The 19,689-nt window shown below is 73.3% G+C and carries 21 protein-coding genes and 1 pseudogene; 9 read left to right on the top strand and 13 right to left on the bottom strand.

Annotated features, from left to right (window positions below; all coding sequences use genetic code 11):
- Window positions 1-2,307 (bottom strand): glycoside hydrolase family 65 protein (locus HZS56_RS33260; RefSeq protein WP_216724543.1); only part of this gene is annotated, 2,307 nt, incomplete at its 3' end.
- On the bottom strand, window positions 2,304-3,044 hold the full coding sequence (locus HZS56_RS33265; protein WP_216724544.1) for a beta-phosphoglucomutase family hydrolase: 741 nt from the start codon (window positions 3,042-3,044) through the stop codon (window positions 2,304-2,306). The genes HZS56_RS33265 and HZS56_RS33260, both read right to left, overlap by 4 nt.
- A 54-nt stretch (window positions 3,045-3,098) precedes the next feature.
- Between HZS56_RS33265 and HZS56_RS33270 the strand changes: the two genes are divergently transcribed.
- Window positions 3,099-3,815, top strand: coding sequence for a nucleoside/nucleotide kinase family protein (locus HZS56_RS33270; protein WP_216724545.1), 717 nt, complete (start codon window positions 3,099-3,101; stop codon window positions 3,813-3,815).
- Between the two features lie 348 nt (window positions 3,816-4,163).
- Here the strand turns inward: HZS56_RS33270 and HZS56_RS33275 are convergent, their stop codons facing one another.
- Window positions 4,164-4,325: a hypothetical protein gene (locus HZS56_RS33275; protein ID WP_216724546.1), complete on the bottom strand. Its 162-nt coding sequence runs from the start codon at window positions 4,323-4,325 to the stop codon at window positions 4,164-4,166.
- 184 nt (window positions 4,326-4,509) lie between these two features.
- On the opposite strand from HZS56_RS33275, the gene HZS56_RS33280 reads away from it, so the two are divergent.
- Together HZS56_RS33280 and HZS56_RS33285 are read left to right on the top strand one after the other, a co-directional pair.
- Window positions 4,510-5,427, top strand: a complete 918-nt coding sequence (locus tag HZS56_RS33280; RefSeq protein WP_308408221.1) for a MurR/RpiR family transcriptional regulator — start codon at window positions 4,510-4,512, stop codon at window positions 5,425-5,427.
- Window positions 5,428-5,763: 336 nt separating this feature from the next.
- On the top strand, window positions 5,764-6,147 hold the full coding sequence (locus tag HZS56_RS33285) for a hypothetical protein (RefSeq protein WP_216724547.1): 384 nt from the start codon (window positions 5,764-5,766) through the stop codon (window positions 6,145-6,147).
- 46 nt (window positions 6,148-6,193) lie between these two features.
- On the opposite strand, the gene HZS56_RS33290 is transcribed toward HZS56_RS33285, so the two are convergent.
- Window positions 6,194-6,682 carry a flavin reductase family protein gene (locus HZS56_RS33290; RefSeq protein WP_216724548.1) on the bottom strand — a complete coding sequence of 163 codons (489 nt, stop codon included), beginning with the start codon at window positions 6,680-6,682 and terminating at the stop codon, window positions 6,194-6,196.
- 182 nt (window positions 6,683-6,864) lie between these two features.
- On the opposite strand from HZS56_RS33290, the gene HZS56_RS33295 reads away from it, so the two are divergent.
- Window positions 6,865-7,599: a TetR family transcriptional regulator gene (locus HZS56_RS33295; protein ID WP_216724549.1), complete on the top strand. Its 735-nt coding sequence runs from the start codon at window positions 6,865-6,867 to the stop codon at window positions 7,597-7,599.
- Window positions 7,600-7,782: 183 nt separating this feature from the next.
- Complete coding sequence (locus tag HZS56_RS33300) at window positions 7,783-8,196, top strand: Zn-ribbon domain-containing OB-fold protein (RefSeq protein ID WP_216724550.1); 414 nt, start codon at window positions 7,783-7,785, stop codon at window positions 8,194-8,196.
- A gap of 19 nt (window positions 8,197-8,215) precedes the next feature.
- On the opposite strand, the gene HZS56_RS33305 is transcribed toward HZS56_RS33300, so the two are convergent.
- Complete coding sequence (locus HZS56_RS33305) at window positions 8,216-8,620, bottom strand: PPOX class F420-dependent oxidoreductase (RefSeq protein ID WP_216724551.1); 405 nt, start codon at window positions 8,618-8,620, stop codon at window positions 8,216-8,218.
- 339 nt (window positions 8,621-8,959) lie between these two features.
- Between HZS56_RS33305 and HZS56_RS33310 the strand changes: the two genes are divergently transcribed.
- Window positions 8,960-10,321 carry a S1 family peptidase gene (locus HZS56_RS33310; RefSeq protein ID WP_216724552.1) on the top strand — a complete coding sequence of 454 codons (1,362 nt, stop codon included), beginning with the start codon at window positions 8,960-8,962 and terminating at the stop codon, window positions 10,319-10,321.
- An 87-nt stretch (window positions 10,322-10,408) separates the two neighbouring features.
- On the opposite strand, the gene HZS56_RS33315 is transcribed toward HZS56_RS33310, so the two are convergent.
- Together HZS56_RS33315 and HZS56_RS33320 are read right to left on the bottom strand one after the other, a co-directional pair.
- The gene (locus tag HZS56_RS33315; protein WP_216724553.1) at window positions 10,409-10,594 is read right to left on the bottom strand and encodes a hypothetical protein; all 186 of its coding nucleotides are present in this window, start codon (window positions 10,592-10,594) and stop codon (window positions 10,409-10,411) included.
- Window positions 10,595-10,801: 207 nt separating this feature from the next.
- Window positions 10,802-11,611, bottom strand: coding sequence for an SDR family NAD(P)-dependent oxidoreductase (locus HZS56_RS33320; RefSeq protein WP_216724554.1), 810 nt, complete (start codon window positions 11,609-11,611; stop codon window positions 10,802-10,804).
- Between the two features lie 49 nt (window positions 11,612-11,660).
- Between HZS56_RS33320 and HZS56_RS33325 the strand changes: the two genes are divergently transcribed.
- Window positions 11,661-12,200, top strand: a complete 540-nt coding sequence (locus HZS56_RS33325; protein ID WP_216724555.1) for a hypothetical protein — start codon at window positions 11,661-11,663, stop codon at window positions 12,198-12,200.
- On the opposite strand, the gene HZS56_RS33330 is transcribed toward HZS56_RS33325, so the two are convergent.
- From HZS56_RS33330 to HZS56_RS33340, 3 genes are all read right to left on the bottom strand, one after another.
- Window positions 12,184-13,110, bottom strand: a complete 927-nt coding sequence (locus HZS56_RS33330) for an SDR family oxidoreductase (RefSeq protein ID WP_216724556.1) — start codon at window positions 13,108-13,110, stop codon at window positions 12,184-12,186. The two genes, HZS56_RS33325 and HZS56_RS33330, sit on opposite strands and share 17 nt — an antisense overlap.
- Before the next feature lie 217 nt (window positions 13,111-13,327).
- Window positions 13,328-13,957, bottom strand: coding sequence for an MBL fold metallo-hydrolase (locus HZS56_RS33335; protein WP_216724557.1), 630 nt, complete (start codon window positions 13,955-13,957; stop codon window positions 13,328-13,330).
- Window positions 13,957-15,045, bottom strand: coding sequence for an S-(hydroxymethyl)mycothiol dehydrogenase (locus HZS56_RS33340; protein ID WP_216724558.1), 1,089 nt, complete (start codon window positions 15,043-15,045; stop codon window positions 13,957-13,959). The genes HZS56_RS33335 and HZS56_RS33340 overlap by 1 nt, the downstream gene beginning before the upstream one ends.
- 165 nt (window positions 15,046-15,210) lie before the next feature.
- On the opposite strand from HZS56_RS33340, the gene HZS56_RS33345 reads away from it, so the two are divergent.
- Window positions 15,211-16,965 carry an ABC transporter ATP-binding protein gene (locus HZS56_RS33345; RefSeq protein ID WP_216724559.1) on the top strand — a complete coding sequence of 585 codons (1,755 nt, stop codon included), beginning with the start codon at window positions 15,211-15,213 and terminating at the stop codon, window positions 16,963-16,965.
- An 8-nt stretch (window positions 16,966-16,973) separates the two neighbouring features.
- Here HZS56_RS33345 and HZS56_RS33350 read toward each other — a convergent pair whose 3' ends face one another.
- Complete coding sequence (locus tag HZS56_RS33350) at window positions 16,974-17,258, bottom strand: hypothetical protein (RefSeq protein ID WP_216724560.1); 285 nt, start codon at window positions 17,256-17,258, stop codon at window positions 16,974-16,976.
- Window positions 17,259-17,430: 172 nt separating this feature from the next.
- On the opposite strand from HZS56_RS33350, the gene HZS56_RS33355 reads away from it, so the two are divergent.
- Window positions 17,431-17,796 carry a nuclear transport factor 2 family protein gene (locus tag HZS56_RS33355; protein WP_216724561.1) on the top strand — a complete coding sequence of 122 codons (366 nt, stop codon included), beginning with the start codon at window positions 17,431-17,433 and terminating at the stop codon, window positions 17,794-17,796.
- 17 nt (window positions 17,797-17,813) lie between these two features.
- On the opposite strand, the gene HZS56_RS33360 is transcribed toward HZS56_RS33355, so the two are convergent.
- Window positions 17,814-18,821, bottom strand: coding sequence for a CU044_5270 family protein (locus tag HZS56_RS33360; RefSeq protein WP_216724562.1), 1,008 nt, complete (start codon window positions 18,819-18,821; stop codon window positions 17,814-17,816).
- Between the two features lie 154 nt (window positions 18,822-18,975).
- A pseudogene (locus HZS56_RS33365) lies at window positions 18,976-19,488 on the bottom strand (RNA polymerase sigma factor); the annotation flags it as partial.
- Window positions 19,489-19,689: the final 201 nt, after the last annotated feature.

Consider the following 19,689-nt stretch of genomic DNA (forward strand, 5'->3'; position numbering starts at 1 on the left):
GGGCAGGGGCGCGGGGACGGCGAGGGTGACCGGGCCGTCCCCGTTCATGTGCACCTCGCTCCCGTGGTGCCGGATGGTCAGGGGATCGCCGCTCAGCAGGGTGTACGTCGCCTTGTCGGAGCCGATCTCCACGCGCAGGCACCGGCCGCGGAACTGGAGCCGGAAGGCGAGGCGGCTGAACTTCTCGGGCAGCCGGGGCGTGAAGCTCAGGCTCTCTCCGACCCGGCGGGTGCCGCCGAACCCGGCGACCAGCGCCATCCACGTACCGGCCAGCGAGGCGATGTGCAGCCCGTCGCGGGTGTTGTGCTCCAGGTCGGCCAGGTCCATCAGGGCGGCCTCGGCGGCGTAGTCGTAGGCCAGACGCAGGTGTCCCGTCTGCGCGGCGACGACGGCCTGGCAGCACGCGGACAGCGAGGAGTCCCGGACTGTCAGCGGCTCGTAGTAGGCGAAGTTGGCGGCCTTCTGGTCGTCGTCGCAGTGGGCGTCGAACCAGCTGCCGCACGTGTACATGGCCAGTACGAGGTCGGACTGCTTGATCACCTGTTTGCGGTAGATGTCGAAGTAGGGGAAGTGCAGCATCAGCGGGTACTGGTCGGCGCCGGTGGCGGCGAAGTCCCAGCGCTGGTGCCGGGTGAAGCCCGCGTGCTGCTCGTGGACGCCGATCTCGTCGTTGTAGGGGATGTGCACGGCCTCGGCGGCGTCCCGCCAGGCGGCGCTCTCCTCCTCGTCGACGCCGAGCCGGGCCGCCTCGTCCGGGTGGCGTTCGCACACGTCGGCGGCGGCGAGGAGGTTGGAGCGCGCCATGAGGTTGGTGTACGTGTTGTCGTCGACCACGGCGCTGTACTCGTCGGGCCCGGTGACGCCGTCGATGTGGAAGACGCCGTGGTGGTCGTGGTGGCCGAGGGAGCGCCACAGCCGGGCGGTCTCCACCAGGAGCTCGACCGCGGTGTCGCGTTCGAAGACGGTGTCGCCGGTGGCGGCCGTGTAGCGGACCGCGGCGTGCGCGATGTCGGCGGCGACGTGGAAGGCGGCGGTGCCGGCCGGCCAGTACGCCGAGCCCTCCGAGCCGTCGATGGTCCGCCAGGGGAACGCGGCGCCGCGCAGTCCGAGCTGGGTGGCGCGGTCCCGGGCGGCTGGCAGGGTGGCCAGGCGCCAGCGCAGTGCCTCGGCGACGGCCTTGGGGGCGGTGTAGGTCAGCAACGGCAGCACGAACATCTCGGTGTCCCAGAAGGCGTGCCCGTCGTAGCCGGAGCCCGTCAGGCCCTTGGCCGGGATGGCCCGCTGTTCGGCGCGCGCCCCGGCCTGGAGCACGTGGAAGAGGGCGAAGCGAACGGCCTGCTGGATCTCCTCGTCGCCGTGCACCTCGACGTCGGCGCTGGCCCAGAAGTCGTCGAGGTAGTCGCGCTGTTCGGCCACCAGACCGTCCCAGCCGCCGTGTGCGGCGGCGGCCAGCGCCGCCTCGACCTGGTCGCTCATCGCGGGCCGGGAGCGGGCACCCGACCAGCCGTGCGCGACCGTCTTCTGCACGCGCAGCCGCTGCCCCGGGTCCAGGACGGAGGTGACGGTCAGGCGGGACACGTCCGCGTTGCTCTCGCTGCTGGTGGTGATGTCCGCGGGTGCGTCGATGGCGTGGTCGGCGGCCACGGCGACCCGCAGGCCGCTGCGCCGGGTGCGGTGGACCAGGCGCAGCCGCGACCCGGCCGCCAGGTCCTCCTCCGGCTCCAGCGGGGACTGCAGGGCCTTGGCCGTCCTGGGGTCGCCGTCGGGGTCGGGCAGGCTCTCGTTGGCGACGAGTTCCGACTGGATGACCACCCGGGTGCGGCTGTCGACGGGCTCGACCTCGTACTGCACGGCGGCGATGGCGCGCTGGGTGAGGGAGACCAGGCGGGTGGAGCGCACCCGGACGGTCGTGCCGGCCGGGGACGTCCACTCGCAGCTGCGTTCCAGGACGCCGCGCCTGAGGTCCAGGGTGCGTTCGTGCTTGTGGAGCCGGCCGTAGCGCAGGTCGAAGGGCTCGTCGTCGACCAGCAGCCGCAGCAGCTTGCCGTTGGTGACGTTGATGACGGTCTGGCCCGACTCGGGGTAGCCGTAGCCCGCCTCGGCGTAGGGCAGGGGGTGGAGTTCGTAGACGCCGTTGAGGTAGCTGCCGGGCAGGCCGTGGGGTTCGCCCTCGTCGAGGTTGCCGCGCCAGCCGACGTGCCCGTTGGACAGGGCGAAGACGGACTCGCTCTGCGCGAGGAGGTCCAGGTTGAGGGCCGTCTCGCGCACGCGCCACGGCTCGACGGTGTAGGTCCGGTTGGTGATCACGCGCGGCCTCCGAGTTCGGCGAGGTCCTTGACGACGCGGTCGGCGCCGTGGGCGTAGAGGGCGTCGCTCTGGCCGACGCGGTCGACGCCGACGACGTATCCGAAGTGCCCGGAGCGGCCCGCGTCCATGCCGGCCAGCGCGTCCTCGAAGACGGCGGCGCGGGACGCCTCGACGCCGAGGTCGCGGGCGGCGGCGAGGAAGGTGTCGGGGTGCGGTTTGCCCGGCAGTCTCCGTTCGCGGGCCACCACCCCGTCGATCCGTACGTCGAACAGCCGCTCGGCGTCGATGGAGCGCAGCACGTCGCGGGTGTTGGCGCTGGAGGAGACGATCGCGGTGGCGAGACCGGCGGCGCGGACGGCGTCGATGTAGCGCAGTGTGCCCTCGTAGGGTTCCACTCCGTCGGTGCGGATCTTCTCCAGGAGCAGTGCGTTCTTGCGGTTGCCGACGCCGTTGACGGTGCCCGCGTCCGGGGGGTCGTCCGGGTCGCCCTCGGGCAGTTCGATGCCGCGGGAGGCGAGGAAGGAGCGGACGCCGTCGGCGCGGGGGCGGCCGTCGACGTACTCGTCGTAGTCGGAGTCGGTGAAGGGGCGGAAGTCCGCGCCGTCGCGTTCGCGCAGGAAGGCGTCGAACGTCTCCTTCCAGGCGGCGGCGTGCACCACCGCGGTCCTGGTGACGACCCCGTCGAGGTCGAAGAGGCAGGCCCGGATGTCGTCGGGAAGTCCCAGCTGCGTGCTCATACTCCCCACAGTTCCCCGCCCCGGCGACTCCCATCGGGTGACACACTGTGCGTTGTGCCTCCCGCAACGCCTGCCACATCGCCTGCCGCTTTCGACGGCCTCCTCACTCGCGCCCGGGCCCTGTCCGTCGGCGGGCGGCGCGCGATCCTGGGCATCGCGGGCAGTCCCGGCGCCGGCAAGTCGACGCTCGCCGAGCACCTGGTGCGGGAGCTGAACGGCGGCGGCGAGCCGTGGGTGGCGCACGTGCCGATGGACGGCTTCCACCTCGCCGACGCCGAGCTGGACCGGCTCGGCCGCCGGGACCGCAAGGGCGCGCCGGACACCTTCGACGCCGGCGGTTATGCGGCGTTGCTGAGCCGGCTGCGTGAGGAGGCGGACGGGGAGGCGGACGGGGAGGCGGACGGGGAGACCGTGTACGCCCCGGGCTTCGAACGGGTACTGGAGCAGCCGCTGGCCGGTGCCGTGCCGGTGCCGCCGTCGGCGCGGCTGGTGGTGACGGAGGGCAACTACCTGCTGCTGGAGACCGGCGCGTGGCCGAGGGTGCGGGCGCTCCTCGACGAGGTGTGGTTCTGCGAGCTGGACGAGGCGGAGCGGCTCCGCCGGCTGGTGGCCCGGCACGAGAGGTTCGGCAAGTCGCCCGAGCAGGCCCGCGCCTGGGCGCACGGCCCCGACCGCCGCAACGCCGACGCCGTCGCGGCGACCCGGCACCGGGCCGACCTGGTGGTGTCGGCGGAGGTGCTGGGCGACCGGGGTGCCGGCGCTCCCGCGTGATCAGGACGCCCGGTGTCCGGCGTGCGTGGACCCGTGGCGGTGTCCGGGGACGGGTGGCCGTCCCCGGAAAGGTGGCCGTCCCCTGAGGGGTGGCGGTCGTGGTGTGGCGTTACTCGTGACGAACCCTTCGTGGTCCGCGTCGCCGTGCTGCGCAACGCTCGTGGTATCTGCCGTTCGCGTTACGTACCGTTCGCCGTACATGTCGCTCGTGGTACGTGCTGTTCGTGGTACGTGCCTTCGCGGTACATGGCGTTCGTGGTACATACCGTTCGCCGTACCCGCCTTCGCGGTACATGAGTTCGTGGTACGCAATTCTCGTGGTGTGTCCGTCGTCCTGGCGCGGCGCGGTCACTCCTCGTCGTAGTCGTCGGGGCGGACGTGTGCCTCTTCCAGGGCCTCGCGCATGGTGCGGCCGGTGCCGCCGGGCGGGCGGGGCGTGTCCTCCGGGGGCTGCTCCAGGACCTCGTCGGTGGTGTCGGTCTTCGGCCGGTTCTCTTCCGGGACGGTCATGTCGGCGGGCTCCTCGTCCGGGTCGTCGGGCTGTCCTGCGCCCGTGATTGCTTTCGTGGCGGCGGGTTCCCGGTGGGCGCGGTGCTATCCACGCCGTCCGTGGTCCGCCGTACCGCCCGGCCGACCACGGTGGGTGAGCTATGTTGACCCCGTGGGAGACATGGGAGACAAGGGAGGCGCACCCGTGCCGTCGCCACAGCAGGCACGTGCTCAGGCATCGGCGATCACCTCGGGGCGGGCGGCCCCGGCCCAGGAGGTCTCCCCCACGTCCCGGCTGCGGACCCTGTTCGACCGGCCCCGGCTCTCCCCGGGCCAGCGGCGCATCGCGCAGTACCTGATCGAGCACCTCCACGAGGCGGCGTTCCTGTCGATCACCGACCTCGCCGACCGGGTCGGGGTGAGCCAGCCGTCGGTGACGCGGTTCGCCTCGGCGGTCGGCTTCACCGGTTACCCGGCGCTGCGGGAACAGCTCCAGTCGATCGCGCTCGGCGGTCGGGGCGGGACGGCCGCGGAGCTGAACCGGGGCAACGAGTTGCAGGCCGCCGTGGACGCCGAGATCGAGAACCTGGAGAACCTGCGGCGCGACTTCGCCGACGCGGACCGGGTGATCGAGGTCGGCCGGGAGCTGGCCGCCTCGGCGCCGCTGACCGTCCTCGGGCTGCGCATCTCGGTCTCGCTCGCCGAGTACTTCGGCTACGCCGCCCGCCGCGTCCACCCCGACGTGCGCCTGGTCACCCGCGGCGGCACCGTCGCGTACGACGCGCTGCTCCAGTCCAGGGAGGCGGGCGGCGCCTGGGTGCTGGCGTTCTCCATGCCCCGGCACGCCCACGAGACGCTGGGGGCGGTCCGGGTGGCACGGGGTGCCGGTCTCAAGGTGGCGCTCATCACCGACCTGGCGTTGGGGCCCCTCGCGGACGAGGCCGACGTCACGTTCGCGACCGGCACCGGGTCGCGGCTGGTCTTCGACTCCTACGCGGCGCCCGGCGTGATGTGCGCGGCGCTGCTCCAGGCCATGACCGACGCCGATCCGGGCCGGACACAGGCCCGGCTGGAGGAGTACGAACACGTGGCCGACCAGCAGCATTTCTTCCTGCGGGACTGAGCGGACCGCTCCTCCCGCGGACCGTTCACGCGTGTGTGGATTGGTCGGCGCAAGGGGGTCTTCCCCGTCAAAGCAGACATGAATGTTTTCATACGCCTTGCAAACCGGATGGCATATATAAATACTGCTCACGGATCGCGACCCGGCCGTCCCGGTGCGCGCTCACACCTGCCGCGAACACATCCCGGCCGCCGATTCCTGCCCGCTACGGCGCACCGGGGCGTTCCGGACGGGCATCGCCTGCGCGAGCGCCCGCCACGATCCCGGTCGTCCCCCGGACCGGGACCACCCCCACCCGTCGCCCACCCGGCCGACGGTGCACCACACCCGGAAGCGATGACCATGCCCCTGACGACGACGCGCATCAGTCCGGACTGGCCGTGCCAGGTCAAGACCCCCGGGAGCTACGACTGGGAACGCTCGGCGGCCAAGTGGCTGCGGGAACTGGTACCGGCCCGCTACGCCGGCTACCCGGCCCTGATCCGGCACCCCGTGCTGCTCGCCCGGCACGCGCAGATCCAGGTCCAGCACGAGATCCGGGTGGCCCGCACCGCCCTGCAGACCGCCCGGGCGGACCTGCCGCGGCTCGGCCTGCACGAGTCCGTCATCGAGCACACCATCAAGCTGTACGCGGCGGAGATCGGGCAGTTGCAGCACATCGCGCGCAGCGTGCGGGCGGTCACCGACGCGCTGGCCGAGCAGGGGGCCGCCGGTCGCTGATCCGGCAAGGGCCTGCGGCACGCGCGTCACTCCGCGTCACTCCGCGTCACTCCACGGGGTGCCCCGGCCGGATCGTCCGGGCGTCGGCGAGCCTGAGCAGTGCTCCACCGGCCCCCTCGCGCCCGCCCCACTCGACCGGTTCCAGTACGTGTCCGACGTGATCGCCCCCGTCGGTCCGCTCCACGACCCGGCCGACGAACCACGCCTCGGCGTCGTCCAGCACGGCGGCCCCGCCGTACCCCTCCCGCCAGCCGGTCCGCCGGAACTTGTCGGTCTCGTCACCGGTCCGCCCGCCGAACAGCTCGGCCGTCCCGTACCGTTCACGGGCGAGCAGGTGGACCGCCAGGACCTCGGCGGACCGGGCCACCCGGAAGGTGTGGTTGACGTCGGAGAGCCACACGACGTACCGGACGGGGTTCAGGGAGCACTGCGAGTGGAAGCCCACCAGGCACCCGGCCCGCTCCCCGCCCACCGCAGCCGTGACCACACACATGTGGGGGTCGAGCCGGTCCAGGAAGCCGTCCAGAGCAGCCATGGCGGCCATGCTAAGGCCTGTCGCGCGACGTCGTCCGCCCGTCGGCACTCCGGTGGGCAACTCCGGTCGGCGCGTTCCGGCCAGGAGAGGGCCCGGCGGCGCCCGCGGCGACGAGCGCACCCGGTTCCCTCTCTCCCTTGCACTCAGTGCCACGCCTGCGGCGAACTGCTACGTTCCCCTCCATGAGCACCAGCAGTGCGGCGCCCCGCCGCGGGGCCGGGACGGAGTCGGCCGGGGCCCGGCCCCCGATGCGGGAGGCGCTGGTCGCGGCGGCGTTCCGGCTGTTCCTGGAACGCGGGTACGAACAGACCACCGTGGACGACATCGTCGCGCTGGCGGGCGTCGGCCGGCGGTCCTTCTTCCGCTACTTCCCGTCCAAGGAGGACGTGGTCTTCCCCGACCACGAACGCTGCCTGGCCGACATGGAGGCCTTCCTCGCCGCAGCCCCCGAGGACGCCGACCCGGTGCGGCAGGTCTGCGACGCGGCCCGGCTGGTGCTGCGGATGTACGCCGAGAACCCGGCGTTCTCGGTGCAGCGCTACCACCTCACCAAGCAGGTCCCCGGGCTGCGCGCCTACGAGTTGTCGGTGGTGTGGCGCTACGAGCACGCCCTCGCCCGCTACCTGCGTACCCGCCTCGGCAGCCGGCCGGACGCCGTCCTGCACGCCGACGTGATCGCGGCGGCCGTGGTCGCGGCGCACAACAACGCCCTGCGTTCCTGGCTGCGTTCACAGGGCCGGGACGACGCGGGCGCCGCCGTGGACCACGCGCTGGGGTACGCGCAGTCCGTCTTCGGGGACGCGCCCGCGCCGCCGCGGGGCGGGACACCCGAGGACGTGGTGGTCGTGGCCGCGCGGCGCGGTACACCGCTGTGGCAGGTCGTCCGGGAGATCGAGACGGCCTTCGCCGGCGACTGAACGAGGGCGCGGGAGCGACCGGAACGCTGACGTGCACGACCGATTGAGGGTACGGAGTGCCTTTACGCGTGGCACTGCGTGCCATACGCTGTGGTGCGTGCACGGCGGCACGACGGCCGGGCACACGCGTGCCCGCGGACCGCGCACGTGGGATTCCGGCCCGAGCGCAGGGAGTTGACCAGCGTGTACCACCACTCAGGAAGCACCGCTCGGCAGGCGGCCGGCGCCGCGACGGGCCTGCTCGACGCGAAGGCACCGGACGCCGAGGCGGTCTACTTCCAGCGCTGCACCTGGTGCAACACCGCGATGTACCACCGGGTGCTGTGTCCGGTCTGCCGCGGCAGTGAGCTGCGCACGGAGCGCAGCGAGGGCACGGGCACGGTCCGCCACGCCACGGTGGTGCACCGCAACACCCCGGCCGCGCGCAACGTGTCACTCATAGAGATGGCCGAGGGTTTCGTGCTGCGGGGCCGGGTGATGGGCCCGCTCATCGGCATTCACAGCGGTGACCGGGTGCGCCTGTCCACGGCCAAGGACCCGGTGCGGGGCGAGCCGGTCTTCCAACTGGTCGACGAGCCGTACCGGGCCTGGACCTGAGGGTGGACCCGAGGGCCGGTCACTCCCCCGCCGGTCCGGGCGCGAGCGTGATGCGGATGCCGACGGTGCCGTCGGCCCCTCGGCGCAGCCGGCTGCCCAGAAGCGTGAGGCGGCCGACCATGCCGTACTTGCGGGCGAGCAGCCGCCGGTAGCGGTCCGTACCGGCCGGGTCGAGGATCTCGGCCCGCCCCGGGACCTGGTCACCGGTCGGCCTGCCGCGCACGTCGCAGGGCCCGACCAGGACGTCGGCGCGGTTGCGTACGCGCTTGACCTTCCAGGAGTCGGCGGGTGTCCAGACGCCCAGGGCGTCGCCGTCCTGCACGACCCATACGGGGGTGGCGACCGGTGTGCCGTTCTTGCGGTAGGTGGTGACCAGCAGGTACTTGCCGCCGCCGAGGCGGGCCGGTGACGCGTCGTCGTCCATGCTCCCGGAGTCTAGGGCCCGGGACGTCGGAGGGACTCCGGGCACCGGCTCCGTTTGTCACCGTGGGCACCGTTGAGGTGCCCTCGCCCAGCCCGCTCGCGCGCAGCACGTCCTTCCGTCGGCGTCGCCGCGCAGCCCTTGTCCTGGACCCCACGGGGCCACAACGCGTGCGGGGCACCGCACGCGCGGCCCGGTGAGCGTCCGCCGGCCGGTGTCTGTTCTCGGGCCGGTGCGGGCCGGTGAACGTTCTCGGGCCGGGCCGCGTATGGGAGGAGGGCGGCCTACGTCCGGCGGCCCCCGCGGTGACGGCACCGCGTGTTCGGCTTCGGGAGCGCACGCATGAGGCACGCACGACGACGCATCGTCCGGCGAGCGGCACGGCTGGCGGCCGTCGGCGGACTGCTGCTCGGGGGGACGATGGTCACCCGGGCCGTGGCGAGCGAGCCCCCGGACGCCTCCACCGCCCCGCACACCCTGGCGCAGGGCGCGTCCGGCGCCGGGGCCGGCATCGTGGCGCGGCTGGGCGCCGAGCGCACGGCGGGGCACTGGGTCGGTGACGACGGGCGGCCGGTCGTGGCGGTCACCGACGACGAGACGGCCGGGGCGGCGCGCCGGGCCGGCGCCGAGGCGAAGCTGGTGCGGCACAGCATGTCGGAGCTGAGGTCGGCGGCCTCGGCGCTGCGCGCGGCGCCCCGGGTGACGGGGACGGCCTGGGCGCTCGACTACCGGTCCAACCAGGTGGTGGTGCGCGGGGACAGCACGGTCTCCGGGTCCGACTGGTCGCGGTTGACGGGTGTCGCCGAGGGCATCGGCGACTTCGTCCGCATGGAGCGCGTCGAGGGGACGTTCACCACGCGCCTGAACGGGGCGCAGCCGATCCTGTCCACGGCGGGTCGTTGTTCGGCGGGGTTCAACGTGACCGACGGCACGGACGACTTCATCCTGACCGCGGGGCACTGCGGGCCCACCGGGTCCGTCTGGTTCGGCGACAACAAGGGTGACCGGCAGGTCGGCAAGACCGTCTCCGCCAGCTTCCCCGGGGACGACTTCTCGCTGGTGGAGTACGCGAACGGCAAGGCCGGGGACGGTGCCGACGTGGTGGCGGTGGGCGACGGAAAGGGCGTGCGGATCACGGGGGCGGGCGCACCGGCCGTGGGTCAGCGGGTGTTCCGCAGCGGGAGCACCAGCGGACTGCGCGACGGCCGGGTGACGGCGCTGGACGCGACGGTCAACTACCCGGAGGGAACGGTCACCGGTCTCATCGAGACCGACGTGTGCGCCGAACCCGGTGACAGCGGCGGCCCGATGTTCTCCGAGGGCGTCGCGCTGGGTGTGACGTCGGGCGGCGACGGAGACTGCGGCAAGGGTGGTACCACGTTCTTCCAGCCGTTGCCGGAGGCCATGGAGGCGCTCGGGGTCCGGCTGATCGTCTCCGGGCAGCAGGAGTCGGGTCAGGGTGCCGCGGCCTCGTCACCCGCACCGGGTGGTGCCGCTCCGGGCGCCGCGGCGCCGGGAGTGACGGCGCCCGTGACGGGGGCGGACGGCCGGACGCTGCTCGCGCGCCTCACGGACCGCCGCAACGTCGGGCCGGGCCTGCTGGTCGTGGCGGGCAGCCTGATCGCCCTGGTCGCCACGCGGTGGATCCGCGCCGAGCACGACCGCAAGGCCTACCGGCGGCAGTACTCGGCGACGTGGGGCTGACCGGGGTGCCACGAGAAGGGCGTCCCCGCCTCGCGGGGACGGACGCCGGGCAGAGTGCTCCGAGACGCCGGGGAGCTCCGGCGGCGGTCAGGCGGCCTCGACGGGCTCGGGTGCCGCGTTGGCCCACTCCATGACCAGCCGCTGGTACTCCGCGCGCTGCTCGACGCTCAGTGTCCCGCCCGACCGGAGCCACAGGGCCCGGATCTCCTCGTTGACCTCGGCAGCCGATCGCTCGGAGGAGGGTTCAACAGTGGTGGACATACTGTGAAGCATACGGCGCCGAACGTGAAGGCGAGGTGAGTAATCGCCAGTCAAACGGACATATCGGACCGTGTTACTGGTCACGTCGATTCTCTCATCTGTCAAGGTCCACCGGCGAGTTCGTTCCGTCGACTGTGTTCCGCCGCACACGCCTTCGCCCCCGGCACCGTCCGAGGACGGGACGGGCCCGCTTCCCTCGGTCCGTACCGTCCGGCCCTCTCAGTCCGTCCCGGCGGGCTCCTCCAGGGCCCGCCGGAATCCCGTGTTGACGGCGGTCAGACCGCCGTCGACCACCAGCGTGGTGCCGGTGATCCAGGAGGCGTCGCGCGAGGCGAGGAAGGCGACGGCCGCAGCGATGTCGTCCGGCTCGCCCACCCTGCCCAGCGGATACAGACCGCGCACCGCCGCCAGGTCCGCCTCCCGCCCCTCCCAGGCCGTGGTACGTACCGTGCCCGGTGCCACGAGGTTGACCCTGACTCCGCGCGGGGCCGCGTGCCCGGCGAGGGTGCGGGTCAGCGAGGCCAGCCCGGCCTTGGCCGCGCTGTAGGCGTGGTTGCCGAAGTCCTGGAGGCCGTTGACCGAGCCGATGTTCACGATCGCACCGCGCCCCGAGGCCGCCAGGTGGGGCAGCGCGGCCCGGCAGCAGCGGTAGGCGCCGGTGAGAGTGACGTCGATGTCGCGGGCCCAGACCTCGTCCGGCTCGTCCTCGAAGCGCGGGGCGTCGGGGGCGCAGGCGCAGGCGTTGTTGACCAGTACGTCCAGGGCGCCGAAGGTGTCCACGGCACGGGCGACGGCGGCCTCGACGGACGCCCGGTCGCCCACGTCGCAGGCGAACGCCTCGACCGCGGAGCCCCGTTCCCCGGACCCGGCCAGGTCCGCCGCCGTACGGCGCGCCGCGTCCAGGTCCACGTCGGTCAGCAACACCCGGGCGCCCTCGGCGGCGAGCCGGCGTGCGGTGGCCGCGCCGATCCCGCGGGCGGCGCCGGTGACGAGTACCGCGTGGCCGGTGAAACGCCTGGTGTCCGTCATGGAACGACCGTACTGCCGGGGCGATCACCGGGACAGATACCGTGCGGCCATGTCGGTGTTCCTGCAGCAACTCCCCGCGCTGATCGGCGTCGTCGTCGGCGCCCTCGGTTCGTACCTCGCCGTGGTCCGCAGCGACCGGGCGCGGTTCCGCCAGGAGACGGCGGTGCGCTGGGAGGAGCGCAGACTCACGGTCTACACGGAGTACGCCCGCACCCTGAAGGCCTCCGTCACGCTCGCCTACCGGATCGCCGCCCACCTCGGCAACGACCCGCACCCGCACCCGCTGGCTCCCCGGGAGGCCGCCGCGGCCCAGGCCGAGGCCGCCCTCGACCGCGATCCGGCCTCCGAGGCGCTGCTCATGCTGGGCAGCAGGACCGTGGTGGACAAGGCACGGGCGTGGGCCGCGACGGTGCTGGAGATGGAGCGCTTCCTGCGCGGCGCGGTGTGTGAACCCGACGCCTGGCAGGAACTGCTGGAGCGGCAGCGCGCCGCGCGCGAGGGCTACTACGCGGCCGTACGGGAGGACCTGGCCCTGGCCCCGGGACACGGGGCCCGGCGGCCGCTCCCGCCCGTCACCGATATCCCGTGACGTCGGCCGGCCTCCCGGCGTCCTGGACCTCGACGAGGTAGCGCCAGGCGTCCGGACGGCTGCCGTCGAGGTCGGTGAAGCCGTACTCCCGGGCGAGGCCGCCACTGGAGAGGGACCGGCCGTTGAAACGGGCCACGCCGGGGTCGGCGGCGAGGGCGGCGACCGCGCGGCCGACGTAGCGGGGCGACTCGGAGACGGCGAAGTGCGGTACGCGGTCGAGGGCGTCGCGCCAGTTCTCCTCGCGCACACCGTAGTGGTCGAGCATGATCTCCGACCGCATCCAGCCCGGGGTGAGCGCGACGGCCGTGGCGCCGCGCGGGCGGAGTTCGTGGCCCAGGGCGAAGGCCATGCGCAGGACCGACGTCTTGGCGAGGTCGTAGAAGAAGGAGCTGCGGTAGTGCTCGCGGTTGTAGTCGTCGGTGCCGTCGGTGACCTCGACGACCAGTCCGCCGGGGCCGCGCAGCAGCAGCGGCAGGGCGTGGTGGCTGGTGACGGCGTGGGTCTCCACGGCCAGCCGAAGCAGTCTGAGGCCGCCCGCGAGATCGTGCTCCCAGACGGGCGTGTCCCACTCGAAGAGGTGCTCGCCGCCCCAGATGTCGTTGACCAGGACGTCGAGGCGGGCGTGGTCGCGGGCGATGCGGTCGACGAGCGCGGCGACCTGCGCCGGGTCGAGGTGGTCGGTGGGTACGGCGATGCCGTGACCGCCCGCCGCGGTGACCAGGTCGGCGGTGTCCTCGACGGTCTCGGGGCGGTCGTACTCCGAGCGCCGGGCGCGGGTGCTGCGCCCGGTCGCGTAGACGGTGGCCCCCGCCGCGCCCAGTTCGACGGCGATGCCGCGGCCCGCGCCGCGGGTCGCCCCGGCGACCAGGGCGACCTTGCCCGTCAGCGGCTTCCTCGATGACTCTGCCATGTCCGGCTTCCCGTTCCTCTCCCGTACGACGGGGACGTGCTCCCACGACCCCGTGACCGAGAGTGCCCGGGAAGCCGGACATCTTCTGTCACCTTTTCCGCGTGTCCGTTTCCGCCGTTCCGGCCGGTTCACAGGGACATGTCCGGTCCCGCCGGTCCGGCAGGTCACACGGACGTGTCCGGGTCCCCCGGCCCGGCAGGCCCGCGCGGACGACGGGTCAGTGCCCGCGCGCGATCCACTCCTCCAGGTGCGGGGCCTCCTCGCCGATGGTGGTCGGGTCGCCGTGCCCCGTGCGGACCTCCGTCTCGGGCGGGAGCACCAGCAGCCGGTCCCGGATCGAGTCGATGATCGTCGGGAAGTCCGAGTAGGACCGGCCGGTGGCGCCGGGCCCGCCCTGGAAGAGGGTGTCGCCGGTGAAGACGGTGCCGAGGCCGGGGTCGTACAGGCACACCGCGCCGGGGGCGTGACCGGGGGTGTGCAGGACGGTCAGGTCGGCGCCGGCCGCCTCGATGACCTGGCCGTCGGTCAGCCAGGCGTCCGGGTCCCGGTCGGGGTGGGTCTGCCGCCACAGCGGCAGGTCGTCGGGGTGCAGCCAGACGACGGCGCCGGTGCGCTCGGCGAGTGCGGGCGCGGCGCCCACGTGGTCGTTGTGGGCGTGGGTGCACACGATGGCGGTCAGGCGCCGGTCTCCGACGGCCTCGGCGATCGCGTCGGCGTCGTGGGCGGCGTCGATGACGACGACCTCGTGGTCGTCGCCGACGAGCCAGACGTTGTTGTCGACGTCCCAGGTGCCGCCGTCGAGGCTGAACTGCCCGGAGGTGACGAGGCGTTCGATGCGGGCGGCCATCAGAGGACCACCACCGAACGCAGCACGTCACCGGCGTGCATCCGGTCGAAGGCGTGTTCCACCTGGTCGAGGCCGACGGTCTCGGTGACGAACTTGCCAAGGTCCAGGCGACCCTGGAGGTGAAGGTCGACGAGCATCGGGAAGTCGCGGGAGGGCAGACAGTCGCCGTACCAGGACGACTTGAGCGAACCGCCGCGCCCGAAGACGTCGAGCAGGGGCAGTTCGAGCTTCATCTCGGGCGTGGGGACGCCGACGAGGACGACGGTGCCGGCCAGGTCGCGGGCGTAGAAGGCCTGCCGGTAGGTCTCGGGCCGGCCGACGGCCTCGATGACGACGTCGGCGCCGAAGCCGCCGGTCAGTTCGCGGATCGCCTCGACCGGGTCGGTCTCGCGGGAGTTGACGGTGTGGGTGGCGCCCATGGAGCGGGCGGTCTCCAGCTTGCGGTCGTCGATGTCGACGGCGATGACCTTCGCCGCCCCGGCCAGGTGGGAGCCGGCGATCGCCGCGTCGCCGACGCCGCCGCAGCCGATGACGGCTACGGTGTCGCCGCGGCCGACGTTGCCGGTGTTGATGGCGGCGCCGATGCCGGCCATCACCCCGCAGCCGAGGAGACCGGCCACCTCGGCGGAGACGGCCGGGTCGACCTTGGTGCACTGCCCGGCGGCGACCAGCGTCTTCTCGGCGAAGGCACCGATACCGAGGGCCGGGGAGAGTTCCTGGCCGGTCGAGGCGAGCGTCATCTTCTGCTCGGCGTTGTGGGTGTCGAAGCAGTACCAGGGCCGCCCGCGCGTACAGGCCCGGCACTTGCCGCACACGGCACGCCAGTTGAGGACGACGAAGTCGCCGGGGGCGACGTCGGTGACGCCCGCGCCGACCGACTCCACGACGCCCGCTGCCTCGTGGCCCAGCAGGAAGGGGAAGTCGTCACTGATGCCGCCCTGCTTGTAGTGCAGGTCGGTGTGGCACACCCCGCAGGCCTGGATCTTGACGACGGCCTCGCCCGGGCCGGGATCGGGCACGACGATCGTCTCGATCCGCACCGGCTCGTCCTTGCCCGGCGCGACCACGCCGCGTACTTCCTGCGCCATGCTGCTGACCCCTTCCTCGGCCGTTCAGTTCCGCCCCGACCCTACGCGGTCGATCGCGCCAAAGGGCAGGTGACGGGGCTGTTCGCGGGACCGGGACTGCCACCGCGCCCAGCAGTGCGGCGGCCACGTAGCCTGAGTCCCTCGTCCGTGTGCCGAAGGAGCGTCGTGACCCCCGCCGATCCGCAGACCGGTCAGCCCGCCTGGCGGCTGCTCCTGTCGTACGTACGTCCGCACCGCGGGGCTCTGGCCGCGGGGGCGCTGCTCTCGCTCCTCACCGGAGCCGCCGGACTGCTGCTGCCGCTGGTGGCGCGGGAGCTGATCGACGACCTGGCGCACGACCGGGCCATCACGGGTGCGCTGCTGGCCATGTCGGGGCTCGTGGTCGGCAACGCGGCGCTGGGGGCGCTGGGTTCGTACGTCCTGCGGCGTACGGCCGAGTCGGTGGTCCTCGGGGCGCGGCGCGCGCTGTCGTCGTACTTGCTGCGGCTGCGGGTGACGGCCGTGGACCGCACCGAGCCCGGCGACCTGATGGCCCGCATCACCTCCGACACGACCCTGCTGCGGGAGGTCACGACCGATTCCCTGATCGGTCTGGGCACCGGTGGGCTCACGCTGGTGGCGACGCTGGTGATGATGGGTGTGGTCGATCCGGTGCTGCTGGGGGTCACCCTGGCGGTGGTGCTGGGTGCGGGGACGGTGCTGGGCCTGATCGTGCCGCGCATCAACCGCGCCAGCCGGCAGGCGCAGGACGCGGTCGGCGTGATGGGGGCGGCGCTGGAGCGGATCCTCGGCGCGCTGCGCACGGTGAAGGCGTCCGGGGCGGAACCGCGGGAGGAACGGGCGCTGCACGAGGCGGCCGAGGAGTCGTGGCGGCAGAGCGTACGGGCCGCCAAGTGGTCGGCCGCAGCGGGCAACACGGCCGGGCTGGCGATGCAGATCGCCTTCATCACGGTGCTCGCGGTGGGCGGGGCACGGGTGGCGACGGAGGCGATCGACGTGGGGACGCTGGTCGCGTTCCTGCTGTTCGTCTTCTATCTGATGTCGCCGATACAGCAGGTGGTCGGCGCGATCACGCAGTACCAGACGGGCCGGGCGGCCCTGGCCCGGATCCAGGACGCGCTGCGTCTGCCGGCGGAACCGGCCGCCCGGCCCGCCCCGCTGCCGTCACCGGAGGCGCAGCCGGCGTCCGTCGCCTTCCGCGACGTCCGCTTCCGCTACGCCGACGATCTCCCGTACATCCACCACGGGGTGACGTTCGAGGTGCCGGCCCGGGGCATGACGGCGTTCGTCGGTCCGTCCGGCGCGGGCAAGACCACCGTCTTCTCGCTGATCGAGCGGTTCTACGACCCCGGCTCGGGGGAGATCGCGCTCGACGGCCTGAGCCTCGCGCAGTGGGAACTGCCCGCCCTGCGGGCCGCGATCGGTTACGTGGAGCAGGACGCCCCGGTGCTCTCCGGCTCCCTGCGGGACAACCTGCTGCTGGGCAACCCCGAGGCGGACGAGGCGGACGTGACGGCCGTGTTGAAGACGACCCGTCTCGACGGTCTGGTCGCGCGGCTGCCGAACGGTCTCGAGACGCTGGTCGGGCACCGCGGCACCAAGCTGAGCGGCGGGGAGCGTCAGCGGGTCGCCGTCGCGCGTGCGCTGCTGCGCCGCCCGCGCCTGCTGCTGCTCGACGAGGCGACCTCGCAGCTGGACGCGGTGAACGAGGCGGCGCTGCGCGACACCGTGGCCGAGGTGGCCCGGACGACCACGGTGCTGGTCGTCGCCCACCGGCTGTCCACGGTGACGACGGCCGACCGGATCGTGGTCATGGACGCGGGGCGCGTCCGGGCGGTCGGGACGCACCGGGAACTGGTGACCGCGGACCCGCTGTACGCGGAGCTGGCGGCCACCCAGTTCCTGGCGGCGGGCGGCTGAGCCGGGCGTCAGCCCAGGGCGGGGACGGCGCCGAAGACCGGCGAGACCAGTCCGGTGACCTGCTGGAGCTGGTTCAGGTCGTTCAGGCGGTTGAGCTGCTGGGAGGGCAGCGGCATCCGGGCGCGGTCCTCGGCGGGCATGTCACCGACCGCGAGCGAGTCGAGGGTGTCCGTCACGCTGAGCTTCTCGGTGCCGAGCGGGCTCGCGCCGGCCGCGCTCGCCATCGGTGCGGCGAGGGCGGTGACACCGGCGGCGAGCCCGACTGCGGCGACGATACGTCGTGTTGAGATCATGACCTGACCAACGCCGGTGCGCCGGGGGCGGACACGGTCGGTCGGCGCCGCTCACCCGGGAGGACCAGTGCCACGGGTGCCGTTGCCACGGGCGCCGGAACGGAGGAAGCTCGAAGGAGAGGGCCGGAGCGGCCCGTCCCCCGCGGGCCGCGGCCCCTCCGAGGAGGTCGTCATGGGCACCACGGCAGGCCCCGGCTTCGACACCGAAGCACTGCGCCGGGGCATCGAGGGAGAGACGGCGGCACCTCTGCTGTCGCTGTACGCGCGGGACGCGCAGGTCCGTGTCGTCGACCGGTACGACCAGCCGAGCCGCCCCAAGGTCCTGCACGGCCGGGACGAGATCGCCGAGATGCTCGACGACGTCTACAGCCGTGACATGACGCACCGGATGGCACGCTGCGTGGTCCAGGGCGACCAGGCGGCGTTCAGCGAGGAGTGCACCTACCCGGACGGGGTGCGGGTCCTCGCGGAGTCGATGCTGTCGCTGCGGGACGGCGAGATCGTCGAGCAGACCATGATCCAGGTCTGGGACGAGTAGCCGCCGGGCGGCCCGGGTCAGCGGGTCCAGGCGCTGTACTCCATGACGTCGCCGGCGGCGACGCCGTACTCGGGCTGTGCCTCGGTGAAGGTGGTCTCCAGGCCGAGGAGCGCACCGGTGTCCGGGTCCATGATCAGCATGCGGCGCACACCGGTCTCCTCGTGGACGTACGCCTGCCCCCGCCGCCCGAGGCGGTCGGTGACCTGGCCGGCGGGCCGCAGTCCGCCGGTGTCCGCGAGGAGTCGGACCAGCGCCGCCGACTCGCGCGCGCCCAGGGTCCAGTGGTCGAGGAGCATGTCGGCCGCGTCCAGCAGCTCGGCGGTGTCCATGGGGCCGGTGTGCCGGGCCTCCTCCAGGTAGGCGCGCAGCCTTCCGGCGTCGTGCGGCGGGCGGGCCGCGGGTGGGGCGTCGCTCCAGCTCGGGGGGTACGTCGTGTCACTGACGACGTGGCCGTCCCCGACCCGGGTGGGGTTGCCGTCCTCGTCCTCTCCGATGACCGGGCGGCCCGGGCGGCGCGGGTCGGTGGCCACGACCAGCTCGGTGTGCCGGCCGTCGGCCGTCCAGCGCACCACGCGTTCTTCGGGCAGGGTGACCGGAGGGGCGTCGTCCGACATGCCGAGGCTCCAGGACTGCACGTGCGTGCCCCTGCGCAGGGCCGGTCCGCCGCCGGCCGCGGCCGCCTCGGCGCGCTCGGCGAGCCGGTCCAGGGACAGGGGGGCGGCGTCCGCGTGCACGACGAGCGGGCGGGGCGCGGCGACGGCCGGCGGGGCGCTCGCGCCGCCGAGCAGCAGGGCCGCCGCGATCACGGTGACGACGGCGGTGGCCGCCAGACCCCAGGCCAGGCGCACACGGGGGCGGGCGGACCGGCGGCCGGACCGCCCGAGGGGTGACCGGGCGGGGGCGGGCTCGTGCAGCAGCCGGCGCAGGTGCTCCTCGCCGTGGTGGTCGAGTGGTCCGTCGGCGTACGGCGGGGCGTCGGACGGCGCCGGGTTGGCGCGGCGCAGCAGGTCGAGTTCGTCAGCCATGGCCGTGTTCCTTCGCGGGGGTGGCGTCACCGGTGGTCGCCGGGAGAGAAACGGGCCGGGTGCTTCGCGGGCTCGCAGCGGACGGGTTGCTTCGCGGGCTTGCCGCGGGCGGGTTGCTGCGCGGCCTCGCGGCGGACAGGTCGCTGCGCGAGCTCGCGGCGGACGGGGAACTCATGCGGTCGATCTCCGTTCTCAGCCGGCCGCGGGCCCGGTGCAGCCGCATCGACGCCGCCCGGGTGCCGCAGCCGAGGGCGACGGCCAGCTCGTCCACGCCCAGTTCCTCCCAGGCCGTCAGCCGCAGCACCTCCTGGTCCTTCTCGGAGAGCCGGGCCAGGGCCTCGTGCACCCAGCCGCCGGGCGGCTCCGCCTCGGGGCCGCGGGTGAGGTGCCGGCCGTGCGCGGCGTCGTCGTTGCCGAGGCGGGCGAGGAGCCGCCGACGGCGCCCCTGGCCGCGTACCGCGTTGGCCAGACAGTTGCGTGCCACCCCGTAGAGCCAGGGCAGCGGGGTGTGCGGCAGCTCGGCGCGGCGGCGCCAGGCCACCGTGAAGACCTCCGCCACCACTTCCTCGACCTCGCCCGTGCGCCCGTCCAGCCGTCGCGCCACATAGCGGCTGACCGCCCAGTAGTGCTCACGGTAGGCAGCGGCGAAGATCTCGTCGTTGCTCATGTCCCGTATCTGTCCGGCACCCTCGTGATCGTCACAGGTGTTTTCGTGACGCTCGTCTCGTCCACCGAGTGTGACGTGCGCGCCCGGCGCGGACACAGGCGGGGCGTGAGAAACCTCAAGAGCATCAAGTGGCTGACGACGACGGACCACAAGACGATCGGCACGCTGTATCTGGTGACGTCGTTCGTGTTCTTCGTGATC

The sequence above is a fragment of the Streptomyces mayonensis genome (genome assembly GCF_018982965.1).
In the GTDB taxonomy this organism is placed as follows: domain Bacteria; phylum Actinomycetota; class Actinomycetes; order Streptomycetales; family Streptomycetaceae; genus Streptomyces; species Streptomyces mayonensis.